We start from the raw sequence: 20,313 nt of genomic DNA, 5'->3' as shown, positions 1-20,313 counted from the left end.
ACGCTTTCGTCCCTACAGGCGTGACTGGTATCCGCTCACCAGATCGTCGGCGGCGGCTAGGCGGGTGAGGAGATGGTCGAGTCCCTCGTCGGCCTGGTCCAGTTGCGTCGGCAGCCAAGGATCGGCTTTCGCCTGTGCGTCGACGAGCGCTCTGCGGGCGTCCCCGAGCAGGGACTTGGCCCGCTCGGCGTGGGCGCGCCCGTCGGTGAGGCCCGCCATCGCGGCGGTGAGCAACTGGTGGATCTCGGCGAGTCCCGACATGGAGCTACAACCGGGCCGAGTAGGAGTCGGCCGACGAAATACTGGCCTGGATGGTGCTTTGCATCCCGGTGATTCCGTTCAGCGCTTCGGCCAGCAGACCGTGGGCCTGGTTGACCTCGTGCTGACTGCTGCCCTGCGTCGCCTGGGAAAGCGACAACTGGGCTTCTTCGAGAGATTGCGCTGCCTGCTGCAGGGCGGCGATGCTCGCGGACGCCTTCTCGTTCGCGAGCGCGATGCCAGCGCGGATCTCTTCCACTCCGGGCATGGGGGCGGACTCCTCGGTGCGTCGGGGCTGGAACGACCACGTACAAACTTAGCGTGATCAGGTGTCTTCGGTAAGTGAGGAACTGGGGGAGAATCGACAAGGCCCCGGACGTGGGTGACGTCCGGGGCCTCGCGGGCAGCGGTTGGTGACGGGACCCCCGAACCGCGTTCCAGCCATGGTGACCTGCGGTTTTCGAGGCTCGCGCGCGTGTGGCCGCGCCCAGGTCAGGCCGGTATTCGTGACACCGATGAACCTCTCCGAACTTCTACGATCGAGTCTGCGGAGGAGACTAGCGGGTGCGGTCGGGGTGGGTTTCGGAGGTCCTCGGGTAGCCCCCGGCCTGCGCGGGCGTCGATCAGCAACGCTTCGGCAACGGCCTCCAGGTGGACGTGCACGGGAGAAAACGGGTATATGAAAGGAAATTCGCGTTTTCGGAAGTGGTGTGCCGCTTGGTCCTCTTCGCGCGCCGATCACGCGCGGTGAGGAATCGTGGCTACGCAACAAGAGTGGCGCTTCGGCCGGAGCCCGCGAACGACAAAACGCCGGGCAGCTCGTGAAAGCTGCCCGGCGTTTCGCCTGTTATCGCGGCGGAGGATACAGGATTCGAACCTGCGAGGGCGTGAACCCAACACGCTTTCCAAGCGTGCGCCTTAGGCCGCTCGGCCAATCCTCCGTGGAGAAGGGTACCGGATGGGGTGGTGCGGTCCCGCAGGTGGGCCGGGGGTGGCGATCAGGCGGGGACGACGTCGGCGACGACGATGGTGATGTTGTCGGGGCCGCCGCCGTCGTTGGCGAGGGTGATGAGGGCGGGGACGGCTTCGCCGGGGGTGCCGGCGGCCAGGGTCTCGGCGATGGCGGGTTCGCCGGCGCCGGCGGTGAGGCCGTCGGAGCAGAGCAGGAGGCGGTCGTCGGCGAGGGGGGTGAACTCCCAGACGTCCGGGTCGCCCGAGCCGGTGCTCTGCAGCGCCTTCATGAGCAGCGAGCGGCGCGGGTGGTCGATGGCTTCGGCCTGGGAGATGCGGCCGTCTTCGACGAGGGCCTGGACGAGGGTGTGGTCGCGCGTGATGCGGTGTAGCTCGCCGTCGCGCAGGAGGTAGCCACGGGAGTCGCCGATGTGGGCGGCGGCGAAGTGGACGCCGTCGAAGAGCAGGGTGGTGAGCGTGGTGCCCATGCCGTGGGTGGCGGGGTCCTGCTCGGCGACCTCGGCGAGGCGCTCGCCGACGCGCCGGACGCCGTCGGCGAGGGTGCTCTGGAGGTCGAGCGAGGTGAGGTCGAGCGAGCGCAGCTCGGAGTCCAGGCTCGCGAGCACGCCGACCGCAGTGGCACTGGCCACTTCCCCGTGGGGCTGACCACCGATACCGTCGGCCACGGCGAGCAGGCGTCCGCTGGCGTAGACGGAGTCCTCGTTGATCGAGCGTCGGCGCCCGGTGTCGGAACCCGCGGCGTAGCGCAGGGTGAACCGGGTCTGGTTGGTGGCCATGTCACCATGAAACCATTGGTTGACTGAGTTAACAAGCAAAACGCTGGAAACTCCGGTCATCAGCTATCGTGCTGGTCATGGACGACACCGCGACGGTCAGCGCCGCCGACATCGCCCGGCTCGCGGGGGTGCGCCGCGCCGCGGTGAGCAACTGGCGGCGGCGCCACGACGACTTCCCGCGCCCGGTCGGCGGCACCGCGTCCAGCCCGCTGTTCTCGCTGCCCGAGGTGCAGGCCTGGTTGGCCGGCCGCGGCCGGCCCGTGGAGCTCGCGCCGATCGACCTGGCGTGGCAACGGCTGCGCGCCCTCGGCGACGACCTCGAGCTGGACACTCGCGTCGCCGACGCCGGTGACTACCTCGCCGACGCCACCGAACGTCCCACGGACGACCCGGAGTTGCTCGCCCTCCTCGCCGAGGTGGCCACGACGAACGGCGCGACCTGGACGTTCGAGCAGCTCTGCGAACGCTACTTCGAAGCCCGCGCCCGCCGCGTCTCGCCGACGCCCCCCGCGTACGCGAGCCTGATGGTCCGCCTCGCCGGCGCGAAGGGGACCACCGTGCTCGACCCGGCGTGCGGCTTCGGGTCCCTGCTAATCGCCGCCGACGCCGCCGAGGCCACCCGCGCCCAGGGCCAGGACAGCGACCCCACCACTGCCCGCATCGCCGCCCTGCGCCTGCGTCTCCACGGCGCCGACACCGAAGTCCACGCCGGCGACTCCCTCCGTGAAGACGCCTTCACCGGCCAGCAGGCCGACGTGGTCCTCTGCGACCCGCCGTTCAACGAACGCGCGTGGGGCCACGAAGAGCTCGTCGGCGACCCGCGCTGGGAGTACGGGCTGCCGCCGCGCGGGGAGTCGGAGCTCGCGTGGGTGCAGCACTGCCTCGCGCGCGTGAAACCCGGCGGCACCGTCGCCATCCTCATGCCCGGCGCGGCCGCCGGCCGGCGCAGCGGCAAACGCATCCGCGCCAACCTCCTGCGTGCCGGCGCCCTGCGCGCAGTGCTCACGCTCGCCCCCGGCGCCGACCTCTGGCTGCTGACGAGACCCGAGCCCGGCAGCCGCGCGCCCGCCACCGCGCTGATCACCGAGACGACTGTCGACGACGCCGAAGCCCTGTGGCGCGACCACCTCGACAACGGCACCGGCGAACGCATCATCGACCTCCTCGACGACGACGTCGACCTCACTCCCGCCCAGCGCCGCACCGCCCGCGAAGACCTCGGCGAGGCTTTCCTTGCCGCACAACGGCTTTTCGGCCGCGTCGGCCTCGAGCTCCCGCCGCTGCAGCCGACGGGCGAGGAACCGCCGCACACCACCGTCGGCGAGCTGGTGAAGGCAGGCGCGCTGGAGATCCACCACGCACCCGCGCGGACCGGCGACGGCGACGAACCCGTCCTGACCCCCGACGACGTCCTGGCCGGCCGCGCCCCCACCGGCTACGCGGCCCCCGACGACACGGCCGTGATCGCGCACGAAGGCGACGTGATCGCGTCCGTCACCGGCGCCGTCAAAGTCCACAGTGGACATCCCGTGCGGCTCGGCCCCGCGCTTTCGCTCTACCGCGTGGATCCCGCCCGCCTCGACGCCGAGTTCCTCGCCGGCTGCCTGCGCGCGGCCGATTTCCCCGTGCACAGCGCCTCGACCCGCATCGACGCGAGGCGCCTCAGAGTGCCGCGCTACCCGCTCGCCGAGCAACGCTCGTACGGCGCCGCCTTCCGCGCCCTCGCCGAGTTCGACCGGGCGCTGCGGGAGACGGCGGAAATCGGCCGTGACCTGGTCCGGCTAGGCTTTGCGGCGCTCGCCGAAGGACGGCTGCGGCCCGGCGCCTGAAGGGAACCCATGCTCATCGCCGATCGCTACGAGGTCGATGAGCTGCCGCTGGGCCGCGGCGGGATGGGCGCGGTGCACCGCGGGCACGACCGGCGGCTCGACCGGCGCGTCGCCATCAAGCTGCTGCGCCTGCCCGGCCGCGACGAAGAGCTCGAAGAACGCTTCGCCCGCGAAGCCCGCATCCTCGCGACGCTCGACCACGCCGGCGTCCCCACGTTGTACGACTTCGGCACCCACGACGACCGGTTGTTCCAGGTCATGCAGTTCGTCGACGGCGTCACGGTCGCCGATCTCCTCGCCGAGCACGGCCCGCTGCCGGTGCCGTGGGCCGCGGCGATCGCGGCGCAGACGGCCGCCGTGCTCGCGGCGGCCCACGCCCGGTCCGTCTGCCACCGCGACCTCAAGCCCGCCAACCTCATGCTGTGCCCCGATGGCAGCGTGAAGGTGATGGACTTCGGCCTCGCCGTGCTGCGCGAAGCCGACGTCGCCCGCTTCACCCGCGCCGGTCAGCTGCTGGGTACACCGTCGTACATGGCGCCGGAGCAGATCCAGCGCGGCCTCGCGGAGCCGCGGAGCGACCTGTATGCGCTGGGCTGCGCGTTGCACGAGATGCTCACCGGTCGCCAGCTCTTCACCGGTCCCACCGCGTACGCCGTGTTCGAGAAGCAGGTGAAGGACGCGCCCGCCGCCGTGTCGGGGGTCCCCGCCGCGCTCAACGCACTGCTCGCGGCGACCCTCGCGAAGGACCCGGCGGACCGCCCGTCCGGCGCCGACGTGTTGTACGCGCGCCTGGGCCCGTTCGTCCGTGATCTGCCGCCGTTGCCGGGTTTCCTGCACGCGTTGCCGAGTCCCGCGAGGATGTACGCCCGCGTGGTGGCGCAGGTCCGGGGATGACGAAACCTCCCGGCCCTGGTGCGGTCGGGAGGATTTCGCGGCGAAGACGTCAGGCCCGGACCGCCGGCCGGCCCTGCTCGGCCAGCGGCAGGCCGCGCTGCTGGATGCGGTAGTAGGTCAGCGCGTTCTGGACGCCGATGCTCAGGCCCAGCGTCAGCAGGATCGACGCCGAGGTGAGGCCGCTGCCGAAGCCCAGGTAGCCGCCGAGGAAGCCGAAGCCGACGCGAGCGCCGATGGTCGCGAGCCACAGCACGAGGGTCAGCGCCGAACCCTTCTGGAACGTCGTGGTGCCGCGCGCCGTGAGCGTGGTACTGGCGCTGCGGGCGAGTCCAAGGACGACCAGCACCGCGATGTCCGCGCCGAGCAGCACGAGTTCGCCGGTGCTCGCCTTCGGCAGCGCCTGGGCCGTCGTGAACACGCCGATGGCGGTGAGCACGAGCGGCGTCGTGACCAGCGACTTCCGGCTCAGCAGCGTGCCGCGCAGCTGCTTGTAGACCACGCGGTAGAGGACGAGGGCCGCGATGGCGAGGTAGGCGAGGATGGTCAGCGGGTTCATCGGGGGCTCCTTGGTCGGTGGTGACACCCAGATTCGTCCTTCCGACCTGCTGTTTCGTCGGCTCACGGGCGGGTTCCGGGTGGATCCTCGCGTCCACCCGGGGGTGGAGCCGCGCGAAATCGTGACCTCGGGACCGCAACCACCACCGGGGGACGGTCGTCTATCCCCGTGACAAGTTCGACTGACGAGTTCGACCCTGGGGGTACCGGATCGTGAAGAGGCTTCTGGTGGGGATCGCGGCCGTGGCCAGTGCGTTCGCGCTCGCCGCGTGTTCCGGCGGCGGTGCGTCGCCCGCCAACGTGACCGGAGGCGGCGCGGTGGAGGCCGGTGCCGGAGGCGGTGCGCCGACGACCTCGGTGGCCACGTCGAGCAGCGCGCCCGCGACCACGAGCAGCGCCCCGGCCACCACCAGCTCGCCGGCCACGAGCACGTCGAAGCCCAAGCCGACGAGCACCAAGCCGACCAGCACCAAACCGAAGCCCACCACGACCAAGCCGAAGCCGGCGACGACCACGGCCAACGTGCCGTGCGCCAAGGCCGCCGCCGCGTCGGGCACGGCCGCGTGCGTGGACATCTCGGCGCACAAGGCGTGGCTGCTGCAGGACGGCAAGGTGATCTACGGCCCCGTCTCGATGCTGCCGGGCCGCAAGGGCTACGCGACGCCGACGGGCTCGTTCCGCGTGCTGTCGAAGGAGAAGATGCACTACAGCCGCGAGTTCGACAACGCGCCCATGCCGAACTCGGTCTTCTTCTACCCCGGCGACGCCTTCCACACCGGCAGCCTGAAGACGTACTCCCACGGCTGCGTGCACCTCTCGGCGACGTCGTCGCTCAAGTTCTTCAACACCCTCCACATCGGCGACGTCGTGCAGGTCGTGCCCTGACGGGTGGGTGAAAAGCGAAGTGGGGGCGTCGGTCGAACCGGCGCCCCCACTTCTTTTTGTTCTTACGCAGCCAAGGGCCCGAACACGGCGGGACCGCTCGTGCCGTTCGTCCCGGAGTACGCCTGGCAGCTCGAGCGATACGCCGCCGCCTGCGAACCGTCCGGCCCGACGGCCTGGTCCGCCCACGTCCGGATCGTCCGGTAGGTGTCCGGGGCGTTGTGCTGCAGGTTGAGGTCGTGCCCGGCGGCCGGGGTCACCGCGGCCCGGATGCACGCGGCCGGCGCGAAGTACTGCGCCTCCTCCTTCTGCAGCGCCTGGCTCGAGGCGCAGTGCGCGGCGCCGGGGCCGCAGAAGAACAGGTCCTTCTCACCGTCCACGAGGAACATCGGGATCCGGATCTGCTCGGTGTGCGTGGACAGTGGCAGCGACAGCTCCTGCCCGGTGCTGGGGATCGCGCCGAGGGAGAGCTTGTTGTAGCGGTTGATGAACGTCGAGCCCTCGCCGAGCGTCACGGTGTCGCGCAACACGTTCTGGTCGTAATCGATCATTCCTTGATCGACATTGGACAACACGTAGAGGAAGTCCTGATCACGTCCGCCCGCCGGCGGCGTGAAGTACGTCGGGTCGAGGCCGACGGCGGACGCCGTCTTGGCGTCGATCATCGCCGGGTTGCGCGCGAAGCCGCTGAAGAACCGGACCAGCGGGTCGAGCTGGATGCTCGAGCCCCAGCCGGTGCCGATCACGGCGTCGGCGTCGTTGTAGATCGAGGACTCCAGCCACGACGTCGCCGTGCCATAGGAGTGCCCGACCAGGATCACGTGCTGGAACGGCGAGCCGCCGATCTTGCCCGCACGCAGCTGTTGGAGCACCTGGTGCGCGACCTCCGCCTGCACGTCGAGCGTGACCAGCGCGCCCGACGGGTGGGCGCTCTTGCCGTAGCCGAGGCGGTCGATGGCGAACACGCCGTAGCCGGCCGCGGTCATCTGCCGGACGAACGAGTAGGTCTCGGGCTGGTAGCCGGAGTCCCAGTACTGGTTGGTGTAGGTGATGCCGTGCAGCGCCAGCATCACCGTCTTCGCGGCGCCGGACGCCGGCAGGCACAGCCGGCCGTGGATGGTCAGCTCCGGCGGCGCCGTGATCGAGCCGACGGGCAGCGGAACCAACTGGTGGTTGAGCACTTCATTCGGCACCGTCGTGTCGACGAAGCTGCAGCCGGGCGAGAGCGGAAGCTGGGAGTTGGAGATGGGGAACGTTTCGGCCGACGCGCTCGGGGCCAGGCCGGTGCCGAGACCGAGGACGGTCAGGGTGGCCAGTGCCGCGTGCGCGAGTTTGAACCGGGAACGCCTCACGATCATCACCTCGTTGTGGGTCGTGGTGGAGCAGGCGTAAATTTTCTACACTCAACTGACGTCTTGATGGTTATTTGTAGACAAATATCAACCATCCGGGGCGGGCTCAGGTGTTCGAATATTCACAGCGTTCGCAGGTCCGGGTGACCTCCGTGGTCCGGTGCGGGTACTTAACGCGATTCACCCGGATGTGGTAACAACGTCCTTTTCGTGAGCGATAACCGATCACTCACGAAGGGGCATCGAATGGCCTGGAACAAGCTCCGCTCGCTGCTGACGGCCGCCGTGCTGGCCGTGGCGCTGGTCCCGATCACTGCGTCGGTAGCAGCGGCCGACGACGTTGCGCCGACCTTGCCTGTCGGCTTCGTGCTGCGGGACACGCCCACCGGGCTCTCGCCCTACGACTTCACCGACTTCGCGTGGCTGCCCGACGACAGCGTGCTGGCGCTGGGCAAGAGCGGTGCCGTCAACTGGGTCCCGGCCGACGGCTCGGGCGCCCCCGTACGGATCGCGAACTTCCCGGTCGAGACGCAGGGCGACATGGGGCTCACGAGCGTCGCGCTCGCCCCGGACTACGCGACGTCGCACCAGATCTACCTCAACCGCGCCGTGAGCACGGGCGGCGGCCAGTACGTGCTGCGCGCCGCGCGCTTCACCGTGACCCTCGACGGTTCGGGCCACCCCGCCGGGCTCACCGGCGAGAAGGTGATCTTCGAGCTGCCCGGCAGTCAGTACTACATCCACGGTCTCGACACCGTGATCCCCGCGCCCGACGGCACGCTCTGGTACTCCGCGGGCGACAACGGCGACGCGGGCAAGACCAACGAGGTCGCTTTCGCGGCGCTGGACCTCGACTCGCCGTCCGGCAAGATCCTGCACATCACGCCGGACGGCAAGGGTGTGCCGAGCAACCCGTACTACACGGCTTCGGCCCCGGATTCCACGCGCAGCAAGGTGTTCGCGAGCGGATTCCGCAACCCGTTCCGCTTCACGCTCGACCCGAAGAGCGGCCTGCCCGTGGTGGGCGACGTCGGCTGGTTCCTGTGGGAAGAGATCGACGTGGTGCAGCCCGGCGCGAACCTCGCGTGGCCGTGCTGGGAGGGCAACCACCCGACGCCGGGCTACAGCACCGACGCGCGCTGCGCCCACGTCGTGAACACGCCGCCGCTGTGGGAACACCAGCACGGCACCGGGCCGACGAACGGCAACAGTGTCACCGGCGGCGTTGTCTACAATGGAACGACGTACCCGGCCGCGTACCAGGGCGCGTATTTCTTCGGTGACTACGCGGGCCAGAAGCTGTGGACGCTCAAGTACAACGCGCAGGGCGCCCTCACTCAGACGCCGGTGAACCCGCCGCCGTTCGCGAACATCGACGGCGTCACGCGGATCTCCGCGGCGCCCAACGGCGACATCGTGTTCGCCGATCTCAACGGCAGCCGCCTGCGCCGCCTGAGCTACTCGACGAACAACGCGGCGCCGGTCGCGGTGGCGACGTCGTCGACCGATCCCGACACGCGTACGGTTTCCTTCGACGCCAGTGGTTCCTACGACTTCGACGGCGACGCGATCACCTACATCTGGAACTTCGGCGACGGCACCACGGCGACGGGAGTCACGACGAGCCACCAGTACGGCGCGGGAGCGTCGTTCACGGCCACGCTCACCGCCCAGGACCCCTTGGGTGCCAAGGCGACCACGACGGTCGCGGTCGCGCCGGGCAACCATTCACCGGACCTGGAACTGTCCACTCCGGACAAGACCTTCGCCGTCGGGGAGCCGGTTTCGCTGACCGCCACGGCCACCGACGAAGAGGACGGCGCCCTGCCCGTCACGTGGACGTCGCTGATCCGGCACTGTCCCGACCTCGGCGCGTGCCACGTGCATCCCGACGACGGCGCCACCGGCCCCTCGCTCTCCGTGCCGTTCACCGACCACACCGACTCGCGCATGGAGTTCACCGCGACGGTCACCGACAGCGCCGGCGTGAAGGCGAGCAAGACGTACGTCGCCATGCCGCGCCAGCACCGGCTCACGCTCGTGAGCACGCAGCCGGCTGCGCTCAGCATCCCCAGCGAGGGCGGCGTGAGCAGCGCGATGGTCACCGAGGGCGCGACCTTCGACGTGACGGCGGCGCCGCTGGGCAGCGACGGCGCGTCGAAGTTCACCGGCTGGCAGGGCGGGCCGGCCACCGCTTCGTGGTCGATCACCGTCGGCGCGAGCGACACGACGCTGACGGTGAACTACGCGACCGCGATAGACCAGCGCTACGCCGGGGAACCCGCGCTGCGCACGCTCGCCGGCGCGGCGACCGGTCTCGAGGTGATCGACGGCCCGGTGCACTACCGCCCGTACGCCAACGCCCGCCTGTACTGGACAGCGGCCACCGGCGTGCGCGAGATCGGTGGTCAGCTCCTCGCCGAGTACCTCGCGATCGGCGGGCACCAGGCCTACGGGCCGCCGGTGACCGACGAGACGCCGACCCCCGACGGCGTCGGCCGCTTCAATCACCTGCAGGGCACGCCGGGTACGCAGGCGGCGTCGATCTACTGGACGCCGTCGACGGGCGCGCACTCGATCCAGGGCTTGATCCGGGCGAAGTGGGCGGCGCTGGGCTGGGAAAAGACCATGGGCTACCCGATCAACGACGAGGCCGGCACGCCCGACGGAGTGGGCCGCTACAACCACTTCAGCGGCGGCGGCTCGATCTACTACACCGTGGCGACAGGTGCGCACTGGATCAACGGGGCGATCAAGCAGAAGTGGGCCGCGTACGGCTGGGAACGCGTCCTCGGTTATCCGACCACTGACGAATCGGTGACCCCGGACGGCGTCGGCCGGTACAACCACTTCACCGGTGGCGCTTCGATCTACTGGACGCCGTCGACGGGCGCGCACGAGATCGGTGGCGCGATCAAGCCGAAGTGGGCGGCGTACGGCTGGGAGCGAGGCTTCGGCTACCCGACCACGGACGAAACCGCGACGCCCAACGGAGCCGCGCGCTACAACCACTTCACCGGCAACGCGTCGGTCTACTGGAGCCCGGCGACGGGCGCGCACAACGTGAAGGGCGAGATCCGCAAGCGCTGGGCCGCGCTCGGGTGGGAGAAGTCGTACCTGGGACTGCCGACGTCGGACGAGTACCGCTACGGCACCGGCTATCGCAGCGATTTCCAGGGCGGGTACATCGTGTGGACGCCGACTGGCGGCCCGGTGGACCGGCGCTGGTGAGTGGTGGACGTCACCCACGCCGGGAGCAGCGGCGTGGGTGATCTGTCCATTGTGGCGTTCCGAAGGGTGGGAATTGCCCGCAAAGCCGGGAAGTAAGGAACTTTCAGACAAGGGTTCGTGAGGTAGCTTCGCGGAAGATCACGAGAGAGGTCTTCCATGCGCAAGTTCGCCCTGGCCGCCGTCGCCGGCGTTGCCGCCCTCACCGCGTTGTTCACGCCCGCCGTCGCATCCGCCACCCCTGGCCGGGGCGTCAGCGCGACCGTCATCGCACAGTGGACGGTCGGCAACACCGACTACGTGCTTCGCAAGATCACGATCGCCCCGGGCAGCCCCACCAGTCCCGGCACCACCGGCTGGCACAGCCACGAAGGCAACCTCTACGGCAAGGTCCTCTCCGGGACGCTGACCCACTACAAGTCCGACTGTTCCGTCGACGGGGTCTACAACAAGGGCGACAGCATCATGGAACCCGCCGGCGCCGACCACGTCCACGAAGGACGCAACGAAGGCACCACGCCGATGGTGCTGGAAGTCCTCTACGTCCTGCCCCACGGCGCGCCGCTCTCGGACGACGCGCCGAACCCGGGCTGCAGCTTCGACTGACCCGCGCCGGAACCGGGGGTGCCGCGGTCGGGGCGGCACCCGCGGTTCCTGTGGTTCAGAGGAGGTCGGCGGGCCGCGTGCCCTTCGAGGTGAGCGGCAGGCCGAGCGCGACGCGTTCGATCAGCCAGCTGCTCGGCCGGTAGCGCGGGTCCCCTGTGGACTGGTGCAGACCGGTGAGGACGCGCAGCACCTTGTCCGCACCGACGAGGTCGCCCCATTCCAGGGGGCCGCGCGGGTAGCCGAGGCCGAGGCGGACGGCGGTGTCGATGTCGGCCGGGTCGGCGAGGTTCTGGGCCGCGATGTAGCACGCCGTGTTGACGATCGAGGCCAGCAAGCGTTGCGCGACGGGTGCGGGGCCGTCCTGGACGATGGTCACCGGTTGGCCCGTGGCGGCCAAAGCGCCCCAGGCGGCGCGGCCCGCGGCGCGGTCGAGTCCCGGGTGGACGGACAGGGTGAGGCGGCCTTGGTAGCCGCTCAAGGCGTCCACGCCGCAGACGCGCGAGGCGGGCAGGCCGGCTCGGGCGGCGGCGTCCAAAGTGGACTCGCCGCGCAAGGCCACCAGCAGCACGGCGTCGGGGTACGCGTCGGCGACGACCTGCACGCCGGCGCCGTTGAGCAGGCGGCCGAGGCGTTCCTCGGCGGTGAACACGGGCTTGTCCGGGGCCGGCGGCGCAGCCGGTTCAGGCGCGACCTCCTGCTTGCCGTCGACGTAGCGGTAGAAGCCCTCGCCGTTCTTGCGCCCGAACAGCCCCGCCGCCACGCGCGGGCGCGTCAGCCACGACGGGCGCAGCCGCGGCTCGGAGTGGAAGCCGCTCCAGATGCTTTCGAGCACGGCGTGGGAGACGTCGAGGCCGGTGAGATCGAGCAGCTCGAACGGCCCGAGCTTGAGCCCCAGCACGTCGCGCGCGATGCGGTCGACATCCACCGGCTCGGCGACCGACTCGGACAGGATCTGCAGCGCCTCGGTGTTCAGGCCGCGCCCGGCGTGGTTGACCAGGAAGCCCGGCGCGTCCTTCGCGAGCACGGGTTCGTGGCCCCAGCGGCGTACCAGTTTCAGCGCCTCTTCGGGCAGCCACTCGACCGTGCGGACGCCGGGGACGACCTCGACCAGCCGCATCAGCGGCACGGGGTTGAAGAAGTGCAGGCCGACGACGCGCGTCGGATCGCTCAGGCCCGCGGCGATCTCCGTGACCGACAGCGAGCTCGTGTTGGTGGCGAACACCGTGTCGGGCCGGCAGACCTGCTCGAGCTTGCCGAACAGCACGCGTTTGGCCTCGAGGTCCTCGCGCACGGCCTCGATCACGAGGTCCACGTTCTGGGCCGGCGCGGACGGCGCGTCCACCATCACCAGGCGCTCCTTGGCGGCGCGCCCCTCGTCCTCGGACAGGCGGCCCTTGGTGACCAGCTTGTCGAGCATGCTGTGCACGTGGTCGAGCGCCGAGCGCACCGCGTCGAGGTCGAGGTCGGCGAGCTCGACCGTGACCCCGCCGGTCGCGGCGAGCTGGGCGATGCCGCGCCCCATCACGCCGGTCCCGACCACCCGAACCCTGCTGACCCGCTCGGCCCATCCCGCCACGTCGAACCACCTTCCCCACGAAGTCGTTACGCGCGAACGTACCGTCTCTCCGCAGTCGATGAACCGTCCTGGGAGGGCTAGTTCACAGCTTCCCGGCTTCACAGCCCCACGAAGTCGGCCATCTGTCCGGTGAGGTGCTCGAAGTAGGCGTCGGACGGGTCGACGCTGCCCACGTACTGCCCGAACAGCTCGAAGCTGATCGCGCCGAACAGCTGCGTCCACGCGCCGATCAGCCGGGTCACGACCTCGGCCGGCGCGTTCGTACCCAGATCCCGGGCCAGCCCCTCGGCCTGCCCGCGCAGCTCGGCGGACATCGGCGCCGTGACGGCCGGCTCGTGCGGATCGGCCTCGAGCAGCACCTTCGCCATCGCCTGCGCCACGCGCGCGGCGGGCACGATCGTGTCCTGCGGCGCCTGGTAGCCGGGGATCGGCGAGCCGTAGATCAGCGCGTACTCGTGCGGGTGCGCCTTGGCCCACGCGCGGGTGGCCTGCCAGACGGCGCGCCAGCGCTCGCGCGGGCCGCCGGTGCCCGGGTCGGCCTTCTCCGCGGCCTCGCCGACGGCGTCGTAGGCGTCGATGATCAGCTCGGTGAGCAGCCGGTCGCGGCTGGGGAAGTAGCGGTAGAGCGCCGAGGACACCATGCCCAGCTCACGCGCGACCGCGCGCAGTGACAACCCGTGCGCGCCGACCTCGGCCAGCTGGCGGCGGGCTTCATCCTTGATCTCCCGCGTCAGCTCGGCGCGGGCGCGTTCGCGGGCGGTCTTGGTGGCGGTCATGGGGACTAGTGTGCCACTTCGAGAGCGTTGCACAAAATGGAGAGCACTGCTCTTGACGCTGAGCGCGATGTGGTGTTCACTGATCTCAACGGAGAGCAGTGCTCTCGAAAAACTGGAGGTCGTGAGATGAACACCGAGAAGCGCTACATCAAGCCCGCCAAGGCCACCAACTCGTTCAACAACTTCGTGCAGTGGCTGACCAAGCGGGGTGTGAGCGTGGTGGGCAGCCGCGTGCTGATGGTCCGTGGCCGCAAGACCGGCGAGATCCGCGAGGTGCCGGTGAACCTCCTGCCGTTCGAGGGCGGCCGCTACCTGGTCGCGCCGCGCGGCGAGACGCAGTGGGTGCGCAACCTGCGCGTGGCCGGCGAGGGGCAGCTGCGCGTCGGCAAGCGCGTGGAGGGCTTCACCTACCGCGAGCTGACCGACGACGAGAAGCCCGTGCTGCTGCGCGCGTACCTCAAGCGCTGGAAGTTCGAGGTCGGCGTGTTCTTCGACGGTGTGGACGCCAAGGCGCCGGAGGAGAAGCTGCGCGAGATCGCGCCGGGCTACCCCATCTTCGAACTGATGCCCGCCTGAGCTACTTCTTCGTGGTCCGCCGAGCTGTGGCGGCGACGACCACGACCCCGACGAGGATCGCGACCAGCCCGATCAGGAACCACATCTTCTGACCGGTCATGAAGCTGCCGGTGATGACGCCGGCGCCCTGCAGGACCCAGACGGCCCCCACCAGCACCAGCACCGCGCCGATGGCCAGCGTGATCCAGCGTTTCACGACGGTTCCTCCTAGGTGGCCTCTTTCGCGACCAGGTCGTTGCGGTAGGCGTAGACGACGGCGTGCACGCGATCGCGCAGGCCGAGCTTCGCGAGCACGCGCGAGACGTGCGTCTTCACAGTCTCCTCGCCGACGTGAAGCTGGCGTGCGATCTCCGCGTTGCTGCGCGCGTCGGCTATGAGAAGGAGCACCTCGCGTTCGCGGGACGTGAGTCGCGCCAGCTCCGGCGGCTCGGCGGCGCGGGGCTCGAGGCTGGCGGCGAAGCCGGCCACGAGCCGGCGCGTGACGGACGGGTCGATCAACGCGTCACCCCGCGCCGCGACGCGCATGGCGGCCACCAGCTCCTCGGGGGCCAGGCTCTTGAGCAGGAAGCCGCTGGCGCCGGCGCGCAGGGCGCGGTAGACGTACTCGTCGGCGTCGTAGGTGGTCAGGACCAGCACGCGGGTGTCGTTGCCGGGGGTGGCGAGGATGGCCTCGGTGGCGGCGAGGCCGTCGAGGCGGGGCATGCGGACGTCGAGGACCGCGACGTCCGGCTTGAGGCGCTGGGTTTCCGCCACGGCTTCACGCCCGTCGGCCGCTTCGCCGACGCACTCGAAGTCGGGCTGCGTGTCGAGGAGGGCGCGCATGCCGGAGCGGAACATGGCGTGGTCGTCGGCGAGCAGCACGCGGATCATGCGACCTCCTGTGTCTTGCGGCACACCCGCACCCGGCCGGCGGCATGAGCGGGCCGGCGCGATTGTGTGCTCATGCCACCTCCAGAGGGAAGCTGGCCTTGACCTGCCAAGTGGTGTCTTTTTGGCCGTAGGTGACTTCGCCGCCGAAGAGCGTCACGCGCTGGCGAATGCCGGCGAGGCCGCGGTGGGCGCCGTCTCGTGATGTTGCGGGCCTGCCGGTCTCGTTGGCGACGGTGAGGACGATCTCGGTGCGCCGGTGGTCCAGCTCCAGCTCGACGGGCCCGGTGCCGTGGCGCAACGCGTTCGTGAGCGCTTCCTGCGCGATGCGGTAGAGGGCGACGTCGAGCGAGCCGGGGACTTCGCGCACGTCGCCGTGCACTGTGAGGCGCACAGGCAGACCCGCGGCGCGGACGGTGTCGAGCAGCTCGTCGAGGTTGTCCAGCCCGGGCTGCGCGGCTTCGTCGCCGCGCGCGTGCAGCAGATCCAGCAGGCGGCGCAGGTCGGCCATCGCGGAGCGGCTCGCTGACTCGACGGCTCCGAGCGAGGTCCGGACCGGGCTGTCTCCTTCGGGCAGCCCGAGCCGCGCGGCGCCGGCGTGGACGCCGATCGCGCTGACGTGGTGGGAGATCACGTCGTGCAGATCGCGGGCGATGGTCTCGCGCTCCTCGAGGACGGCCCTGCGGACGGCTTCGGCTTCGTGCCGTCGGCGCTCTTCGGCTTCGCGCTCGAGGTCGGCTATGTACGCGCCGCGGGCGGTCGTGTACCGCCCGACGAGCCACGGCAGCACCGCCGAGACGGCCATGCTGATCGCGATGAGCGCCGGATTCGAGCCCCGGCCACCGCCGAGCAGCTCCCCCGCGCCGACGCCCGCCAGCATCGCCGCCAGCGCCACCACCGCCGGCCCCACCCGCAACCACGCCCCGGCCCGATACCCGGCGACGAGGATGCCCGCGTTGTTGCCGACCACGAATCCGGTGCAGGTGCAGAGGAGCAGCGGGGCGGCGACGAAAAGCGCGGCGTGACCGGCTGCTACCCAGCCGGAGTATCTGGCCGCTCCGGCCAGGGCTGCGTCCACGATGACCGCGCCGGCGAGGACCACCCAGCCCCGCCAGCCGGCTTCGGGCAGGGGGCCGCGGAGGGTGAAGAGGGAGACGTCGCAGACCAGGCAGACGAGGGCCACCAGCAGGGATTGCCGCGCCAGTGACCCGTTGATGTCGCGCACTTGGCCAACTTACGCATCGGTGGCGGGGTTTTGGTGTGGTTTGGGGAGGGGGTGCGCGTTTGGTGGTGCGGGGTTGGTTGCGGGAGGTGGCTGCGCGAGGGGACCGGTGGGGTCGGGTTGGCTGAGTGGTGGGACCAGTCGCGCCTGGGTTGGCTGCGCGAGTGGACCAGTGGAGCCGGGATGGCAGCGCGAGCGGACCGCTCGGGCCGGGTTGGGCTGCGCGAGTAGATCGCTGAGCCGGGCTGATTTCGCGAGTGGACCGGTCGTGCATCTCGGCCGGTGGGACCAGTCGCGCCGGCTCGATGGTGCGGAGAGGACTGATCATGCCGGACTTGCCGCGCCACTGGACCCGTCGTGCCGGACTTTGCCGTGCGAAGGGACCGGTCGCGCCGGGTTCATGGTGAGTGGACCGGGCGGGTCAGGTCGGTGACGCGGCTGGACCGGTCGTCGTGTGCTGGCGGGTCGCGATGGGACGGCTCGTGCCGAGCCGGGGCCCGCGACGGGACCCGTCGTGCCGCTTCGGTGGTGCGCGCGGACTTCTGATGCCGAGCTTGCCGCACGGCGGCCTGTCACGTCGGGCTCGCGAGTGGACCGCTCGCGCCGCGCGTCGCGAATGGACCCGTCGTGCGGGGCTGGTGATGCGAGGGCTTCCGTCGCGCCGAGTTTGCTGTGCGAGGGGACCGATCGTGCCGTCTCAGGGGCGCGAGTGGACCGGTCGTGCGGGAGACCGCGGCGCGAGGGGATCGATCGCGCCGGAAACGACGACGCCGGCGTCACCCCCGATGGCGGTCGGGAGGCGACGCCGGCGCCGGCGTCGAGGGGGAGCCGGGTCAGTTGCCGTAGCGGCGGCGGCCCTGGCCTGGCTGTCCGGTGCCGCCCGGTTGGCCGCCGCGTTGGGTGGCGGCGGTGGCGGATTCCAGGGAGGTGGCGGTGGCGGTGGTGCCGTTGACCTTGGCGATGACGGTGACGTTGTCGCCGGTCTTGGGGGTCGTGGCGGACTTCTGGGTGGAGGAGTCGAGGACGTAGGTCTGCTTGTAGCCGTCCTTGCTGGTCAGGGTGACGGACGTCGCGCTGATCTCGGTGATGGCGCCGGTCTGGAGGCGTTCGGTGGTGTAGCCGCCGGCGGGGTCGGTGACGACGAAGTCGCCGTGGAGGGCGTCGCGCAGGGCGGCGGCGCCCCCGAAGCCGCCGAAGCCGCCCGGGCCGCCGGGGCCGCGGCCGGCGAAACCGCCCGGGCCGCCTTGACCACCGGGGCCGCCGAAGCCGCCGGGGCCCTGCTGTGCGGAAGCGTCATTGGAGCTCGTGCCCGCCCAGATCGCGAGGCCGCCGCCCACGGCGATGACCACCGCGACGCCCGCGGCGATCGCCGTTTTGCGGCCCGACCACGACTTCTTCGGGGCCGCCGGTGGCTCGCCGCCAGGTGCGCCCCAGGTGGCGCCCTGTGCTGGATCGGTCGTCATGGTGTTTTCCTCCGCGTCTTGACTGTCCGACCGAGAGTCGCGGCCGCCGCTGTGCGGGAGCTGTGTCCGGAGTGGGTTGACGCTGTGCAAGAGGGCCACGAATGGCTGAACACGCGCACAGGAAATGCACAGTCACCGCACAGCTCGGCCTGAACACCGGGCCCGAGGATGGCACCATGAGCAGTATGAACGCGACGTCGCCCGGCCGGGGCAAGGACGAGCTGCGCCGCGCCGACGGCAGCCCGGTGCGCGTGCTGGTGGTGGACGACGAGTCGACCCTGGCCGAGCTCGTCGCCATGGCGCTGCGCATGGAGGGCTGGGAGGTGCGCAGCGCGGGCGACGGCACGGAGGCCGTCCGCGTGGCGCGAGACTTCCGGCCCGACGCCGTGGTGCTCGACGTGATGCTGCCCGACTTCGACGGTCTCGAAGTGCTGCGCCGCATGCGCGCCGAGGCGCCGTTCCTGCCGGTGCTGTTCCTCACCGCCAAGGACGCCGTCGAAGACCGCATCGCCGGTCTCACCGCGGGCGGCGACGACTACGTCACCAAACCTTTCAGCCTCGAAGAGGTCGCGCTCCGGCTGCGCGCCCTCCTCAGACGCGCCAACGGGGTCACCGGCGCCAGCGGCTCCCAGCTCGTGGTCGGCGACCTGACACTCGACGAGGACAGCCGCGAGGTCCACCGCGGCGGCGACCTCGTGCCGCTCACCGCCACGGAGTTCGAGCTGCTGCGCTACCTCATGCGCAACCCCAAGCGCGTGCTGAGCAAGGCGCAGATCCTCGACCGCGTGTGGAGCTACGACTTCGGCGGCCAGGCCAATATCGTCGAGCTCTACATCTCCTACCTGCGCAAGAAGATCGACGCCGACCGCGAGCCCATGATCCACACGATGCGCGGCGCGGGGTATGTCCTCAAGCCCGCCGGCTGACGCGCCCCCGGGCCGCGCGCGCCGGCCGTGGTCGCTGCGGCGCCGGCTGATCGTGCAGCTGGCGGCGCTGCTGGCACTCGTCTGCCTGGTGGTCGGCGTGGTCACGGAGTTCGCGCTGCAGGACTTCCTGGTCGGCCAGCTGGACAAACGCCTCGCCGCGGCGACCGACCGCGGGTTCCGCAGCGGCGACCGTCCACCGTGGATCTACGGCGACAAACCGCCACCCGACCCGCTGCGCGTGCTCGGCCAAGGCGACGGCACGCTCGCCGTCCAGGTCCACAACGGCGCGGTGCGCGCGGCCGTGCTCAACTTCGGCTCCGCCACGCCGTCGAAGGTCAAGCCGCCGCTGCAGTCGATCTCCACCGCGCAGCAGAAGATGCTGCTCGGCCTGCCGCCCGACGGCCACCGCCGCACGATCGACCTCGGCGGCGACCTCGGCGAGTACCGGGTGATCGCGTCGTTCTCCCCGTCGGGTGACTTCTCCGTGGTCGGCCTGCCGCTCTCGGACGTCACGGACACGTTGTGGCGCTTGGGGTTCATCTTCGGCGGTGTGGCGCTCGGCGGCATCATCGTGGCCGGCGTCGCGGGCGCCGTCACGATCCGGCGCACCATGGCGCCGCTCGACCGGCTGGCCGCCACCGCGTCGCGCGTGTCGGAGCTGCAGCTCGACCGCGGCGAGGTGGCGCTGTCGGAGCGGGTGCCCGAAGTGGACACCGACCCGCGCACCGAGGTCGGCAAGGTCGGCTTCGCGCTCAACCGCATGCTCGGCCACATCGCCAACGCGCTGAAAGCCCGCCAGGCCAGCGAAAGCCGCGTGCGCCAGTTCGTCGCCGACGCGAGCCACGAGCTGCGCACGCCGCTGGCCGCCATCCGCGGCTACGCGGAGCTCACGCGCCGCAGCAAGGAGCAGGTGCCGCCCGACGTCGCGTTCGCCATGAACCGCGTCGAATCCGAGTCGGCGCGCATGACGACGCTGGTGGAGGACCTGCTGCTGCTCGCCCGGCTCGACTCCGGCCGACCCGTCGTGCCCGAGCCGGTGGACCTCTCGCGCCTGGTGGCCGACGCCGTCGCCGACTCCCACGTGGCCGGTCCCGGTCACAAGTGGCGGCTCGAGGCGCCCGGCGAGCCCATCAGCGTGCACGGCGACGCCGGCCAGCTGCACCAGGTCGTGCTCAACCTCCTGGGCAACGCCCGCACCCACACCCCGCCCGGTACCACCGTGACCACGGGTCTGTCCACAAAGGATGGCTGGGTGCGGCTCTCGGTGCTCGACGACGGCCCCGGCATCCCGCCGGAAATCCTGCCGGACGTGTTCGAACGCTTCGCCCGCGGCGACAACTCACGCTCCCGCGCGGCCGGCAGCACCGGACTCGGCCTGGCCATCGTCGCCGCCGTCGTGGCCGCGCACAGCGGTCGCGTCTCGGTGTTCAGTGAGCCCGGACGAACAGAGTTTGTCGCAATGTTCCCAGAGTTTCGTGACCCTGCTATCACCCGGTCGTGAATTTCTCACAGGACGTGCACAGCAAGCGCACATGTGAGCCACAAACCCCGTCGT

19 protein-coding genes and 1 tRNA gene are annotated in these 20,313 nt (G+C 70.7%); 8 read left to right on the top strand and 12 right to left on the bottom strand.

Annotated features, from left to right (window positions below; translation table 11 throughout):
* Nucleotides 1-12 precede the first annotated feature (12 nt).
* The 4 genes from AB0H62_RS10705 to AB0H62_RS10690 all read right to left on the bottom strand — a co-directional run bounded on the left by AB0H62_RS10705 (nucleotide 13) and on the right by AB0H62_RS10690 (nucleotide 2,006).
* Entirely contained in the window at nucleotides 13-261 is a 249-nt protein-coding gene (locus AB0H62_RS10705; protein WP_220244958.1) for a hypothetical protein, read from the bottom strand.
* Nucleotides 262-265: 4 nt separating this feature from the next.
* The gene (locus AB0H62_RS10700; RefSeq protein WP_220244957.1) at nucleotides 266-526 is read right to left on the bottom strand and encodes a hypothetical protein; all 261 of its coding nucleotides are present in this window, start codon (nucleotides 524-526) and stop codon (nucleotides 266-268) included.
* Between the two features lie 588 nt (nucleotides 527-1,114).
* Nucleotides 1,115-1,199, bottom strand: a tRNA-Ser gene (locus tag AB0H62_RS10695).
* Nucleotides 1,200-1,256: 57 nt separating this feature from the next.
* The gene (locus AB0H62_RS10690; protein ID WP_220244956.1) at nucleotides 1,257-2,006 is read right to left on the bottom strand and encodes a protein phosphatase 2C domain-containing protein; all 750 of its coding nucleotides are present in this window, start codon (nucleotides 2,004-2,006) and stop codon (nucleotides 1,257-1,259) included.
* A gap of 77 nt (nucleotides 2,007-2,083) precedes the next feature.
* On the opposite strand from AB0H62_RS10690, the gene AB0H62_RS10685 reads away from it, so the two are divergent.
* Together AB0H62_RS10685 and AB0H62_RS10680 are read left to right on the top strand one after the other, a co-directional pair.
* Nucleotides 2,084-3,835, top strand: a complete 1,752-nt coding sequence (locus AB0H62_RS10685) for an N-6 DNA methylase (protein WP_360585523.1) — start codon at nucleotides 2,084-2,086, stop codon at nucleotides 3,833-3,835.
* Nucleotides 3,836-3,844: 9 nt separating this feature from the next.
* Nucleotides 3,845-4,729 carry a serine/threonine-protein kinase gene (locus AB0H62_RS10680; protein ID WP_360585522.1) on the top strand — a complete coding sequence of 295 codons (885 nt, stop codon included), beginning with the start codon at nucleotides 3,845-3,847 and terminating at the stop codon, nucleotides 4,727-4,729.
* Between the two features lie 49 nt (nucleotides 4,730-4,778).
* Here the strand turns inward: AB0H62_RS10680 and AB0H62_RS10675 are convergent, their stop codons facing one another.
* Nucleotides 4,779-5,285, bottom strand: a complete 507-nt coding sequence (locus tag AB0H62_RS10675; protein ID WP_360585520.1) for a hypothetical protein — start codon at nucleotides 5,283-5,285, stop codon at nucleotides 4,779-4,781.
* A 212-nt stretch (nucleotides 5,286-5,497) separates the two neighbouring features.
* On the opposite strand from AB0H62_RS10675, the gene AB0H62_RS10670 reads away from it, so the two are divergent.
* Nucleotides 5,498-6,169, top strand: a complete 672-nt coding sequence (locus tag AB0H62_RS10670) for a L,D-transpeptidase (protein ID WP_360585518.1) — start codon at nucleotides 5,498-5,500, stop codon at nucleotides 6,167-6,169.
* Between the two features lie 62 nt (nucleotides 6,170-6,231).
* On the opposite strand, the gene AB0H62_RS10665 is transcribed toward AB0H62_RS10670, so the two are convergent.
* The gene (locus AB0H62_RS10665; RefSeq protein ID WP_360585516.1) at nucleotides 6,232-7,518 is read right to left on the bottom strand and encodes an alpha/beta hydrolase; all 1,287 of its coding nucleotides are present in this window, start codon (nucleotides 7,516-7,518) and stop codon (nucleotides 6,232-6,234) included.
* Between the two features lie 246 nt (nucleotides 7,519-7,764).
* Here AB0H62_RS10665 and AB0H62_RS10660 point away from each other — a divergent pair, with 246 nt between their 5' ends.
* Both AB0H62_RS10660 and AB0H62_RS10655 read left to right on the top strand, forming a co-directional pair.
* Nucleotides 7,765-10,749: a PQQ-dependent sugar dehydrogenase gene (locus AB0H62_RS10660; RefSeq protein WP_360585514.1), complete on the top strand. Its 2,985-nt coding sequence runs from the start codon at nucleotides 7,765-7,767 to the stop codon at nucleotides 10,747-10,749.
* A gap of 156 nt (nucleotides 10,750-10,905) precedes the next feature.
* Nucleotides 10,906-11,352 carry a cupin domain-containing protein gene (locus tag AB0H62_RS10655; protein WP_220244949.1) on the top strand — a complete coding sequence of 149 codons (447 nt, stop codon included), beginning with the start codon at nucleotides 10,906-10,908 and terminating at the stop codon, nucleotides 11,350-11,352.
* Nucleotides 11,353-11,407: 55 nt separating this feature from the next.
* Here AB0H62_RS10655 and AB0H62_RS10650 read toward each other — a convergent pair whose 3' ends face one another.
* Together AB0H62_RS10650 and AB0H62_RS10645 are read right to left on the bottom strand one after the other, a co-directional pair.
* Nucleotides 11,408-12,928, bottom strand: a complete 1,521-nt coding sequence (locus AB0H62_RS10650) for a 3-hydroxyacyl-CoA dehydrogenase (protein ID WP_360585511.1) — start codon at nucleotides 12,926-12,928, stop codon at nucleotides 11,408-11,410.
* A gap of 98 nt (nucleotides 12,929-13,026) precedes the next feature.
* The gene (locus tag AB0H62_RS10645) at nucleotides 13,027-13,704 is read right to left on the bottom strand and encodes a TetR/AcrR family transcriptional regulator (protein ID WP_220244947.1); all 678 of its coding nucleotides are present in this window, start codon (nucleotides 13,702-13,704) and stop codon (nucleotides 13,027-13,029) included.
* Between the two features lie 126 nt (nucleotides 13,705-13,830).
* On the opposite strand from AB0H62_RS10645, the gene AB0H62_RS10640 reads away from it, so the two are divergent.
* On the top strand, nucleotides 13,831-14,280 hold the full coding sequence (locus tag AB0H62_RS10640) for a nitroreductase family deazaflavin-dependent oxidoreductase (RefSeq protein ID WP_220244946.1): 450 nt from the start codon (nucleotides 13,831-13,833) through the stop codon (nucleotides 14,278-14,280).
* Nucleotide 14,281: 1 nt separating this feature from the next.
* Here the strand turns inward: AB0H62_RS10640 and AB0H62_RS10635 are convergent, their stop codons facing one another.
* From AB0H62_RS10635 to AB0H62_RS10620, 4 genes are all read right to left on the bottom strand, one after another.
* Nucleotides 14,282-14,476 (bottom strand): hypothetical protein, encoded by a 195-nt coding sequence (locus AB0H62_RS10635; protein WP_220244945.1) that lies wholly within the window; start codon nucleotides 14,474-14,476, stop codon nucleotides 14,282-14,284.
* A gap of 11 nt (nucleotides 14,477-14,487) precedes the next feature.
* Complete coding sequence (locus AB0H62_RS10630; protein ID WP_220244944.1) at nucleotides 14,488-15,150, bottom strand: response regulator transcription factor; 663 nt, start codon at nucleotides 15,148-15,150, stop codon at nucleotides 14,488-14,490.
* Between the two features lie 70 nt (nucleotides 15,151-15,220).
* Nucleotides 15,221-16,372 (bottom strand): histidine kinase, encoded by a 1,152-nt coding sequence (locus AB0H62_RS10625; RefSeq protein ID WP_220244943.1) that lies wholly within the window; start codon nucleotides 16,370-16,372, stop codon nucleotides 15,221-15,223.
* 830 nt (nucleotides 16,373-17,202) lie between these two features.
* A complete protein-coding gene (locus AB0H62_RS10620) occupies nucleotides 17,203-17,832 on the bottom strand; it encodes a hypothetical protein (RefSeq protein ID WP_220244942.1) in 630 nt (209 codons plus the stop codon).
* Between the two features lie 176 nt (nucleotides 17,833-18,008).
* Here AB0H62_RS10620 and AB0H62_RS10615 point away from each other — a divergent pair, with 176 nt between their 5' ends.
* Both AB0H62_RS10615 and AB0H62_RS10610 read left to right on the top strand, forming a co-directional pair.
* Entirely contained in the window at nucleotides 18,009-18,758 is a 750-nt protein-coding gene (locus tag AB0H62_RS10615; RefSeq protein WP_285971785.1) for a response regulator transcription factor, read from the top strand.
* The gene (locus AB0H62_RS10610; RefSeq protein ID WP_360585507.1) at nucleotides 18,736-20,259 is read left to right on the top strand and encodes a HAMP domain-containing sensor histidine kinase; all 1,524 of its coding nucleotides are present in this window, start codon (nucleotides 18,736-18,738) and stop codon (nucleotides 20,257-20,259) included. The genes AB0H62_RS10615 and AB0H62_RS10610 overlap by 23 nt, the downstream gene beginning before the upstream one ends.
* The last annotated feature ends 54 nt before the right edge of the window (nucleotides 20,260-20,313 follow it).

Source organism: Amycolatopsis sp. NPDC050768, from assembly GCF_040654155.1.
GTDB lineage: Bacteria > Actinomycetota > Actinomycetes > Mycobacteriales > Pseudonocardiaceae > Amycolatopsis.
Note: the sequence above shows the minus strand (reverse complement) of the source record. Positions and strands in the feature narration are given on the sequence as shown.

Coding starts and splice junctions, on each gene's coding strand:
- AB0H62_RS10655 (WP_220244949.1), top strand. CDS start 10,906: ATGCGCAAGTTCGCCCTGGCCGCCGTCGCCGGCGTTGCCGCCCTCACC.
- AB0H62_RS10700 (WP_220244957.1), bottom strand. CDS start 526: ATGCCCGGAGTGGAAGAGATCCGCGCTGGCATCGCGCTCGCGAACGAG.
- AB0H62_RS10610 (WP_360585507.1), top strand. CDS start 18,736: ATGTCCTCAAGCCCGCCGGCTGACGCGCCCCCGGGCCGCGCGCGCCGG.
- AB0H62_RS10685 (WP_360585523.1), top strand. CDS start 2,084: ATGGACGACACCGCGACGGTCAGCGCCGCCGACATCGCCCGGCTCGCG.
- AB0H62_RS10675 (WP_360585520.1), bottom strand. CDS start 5,285: ATGAACCCGCTGACCATCCTCGCCTACCTCGCCATCGCGGCCCTCGTC.
- AB0H62_RS10680 (WP_360585522.1), top strand. CDS start 3,845: ATGCTCATCGCCGATCGCTACGAGGTCGATGAGCTGCCGCTGGGCCGC.
- AB0H62_RS10645 (WP_220244947.1), bottom strand. CDS start 13,704: ATGACCGCCACCAAGACCGCCCGCGAACGCGCCCGCGCCGAGCTGACG.
- AB0H62_RS10630 (WP_220244944.1), bottom strand. CDS start 15,150: ATGATCCGCGTGCTGCTCGCCGACGACCACGCCATGTTCCGCTCCGGC.
- AB0H62_RS10640 (WP_220244946.1), top strand. CDS start 13,831: ATGAACACCGAGAAGCGCTACATCAAGCCCGCCAAGGCCACCAACTCG.
- AB0H62_RS10690 (WP_220244956.1), bottom strand. CDS start 2,006: ATGGCCACCAACCAGACCCGGTTCACCCTGCGCTACGCCGCGGGTTCC.
- AB0H62_RS10620 (WP_220244942.1), bottom strand. CDS start 17,832: ATGACGACCGATCCAGCACAGGGCGCCACCTGGGGCGCACCTGGCGGC.
- AB0H62_RS10660 (WP_360585514.1), top strand. CDS start 7,765: ATGGCCTGGAACAAGCTCCGCTCGCTGCTGACGGCCGCCGTGCTGGCC.
- AB0H62_RS10705 (WP_220244958.1), bottom strand. CDS start 261: ATGTCGGGACTCGCCGAGATCCACCAGTTGCTCACCGCCGCGATGGCG.
- AB0H62_RS10615 (WP_285971785.1), top strand. CDS start 18,009: ATGAGCAGTATGAACGCGACGTCGCCCGGCCGGGGCAAGGACGAGCTG.